At 33.7% G+C, this 406-nt stretch carries 1 protein-coding gene; it reads right to left on the reverse strand.

What is annotated here, in order from left to right; genetic code table 11:
• Nucleotides 1-169 precede the first annotated feature (169 nt).
• Nucleotides 170-406: hypothetical protein (locus ACF8FD_RS00350; protein ID WP_392452822.1), on the reverse strand; the 237-nt coding region annotated here is incomplete at its 5' end.

Raw genomic sequence — 406 nt, forward strand, 5'->3', positions numbered from 1 at the left:
AACCTGCAACTTGGGGAAGATGCAGGTATAAACTGATATTAACTATCATGGAGAACTTAATACCACTAATATACTTGGTTTATATTGAGATCTCATTCACATTTTATTCCAAATTATTTAGGAATAAAAAAAAGCCCACCATTTGGCGAGCTTTCCTTGATGCTTAAACCTATTCTTTTGAACACTTCACTTCAAACTGGTATTCGTCTTGGGTAACCTTAATTTTAATATTTTTATATTTTCGTTTGTTTGGATCCATTGCCGACCCTGCTACTTCCTCAAAAAAGCTACGATCATTCATTAGCTCGCCATACGCTTTATAACCCAACAAAATCTTTTCAGGTTTTTTGCCGTTAACTACTAATTCACTAAGAGTATCATCTAATTTCTTGACAGTTAGAATTGC

The sequence above is a fragment of the Acinetobacter sp. TYF_19 genome (assembly GCF_043105125.1).
Classification (GTDB): Bacteria; Pseudomonadota; Gammaproteobacteria; order Pseudomonadales; family Moraxellaceae; genus Acinetobacter; species Acinetobacter johnsonii.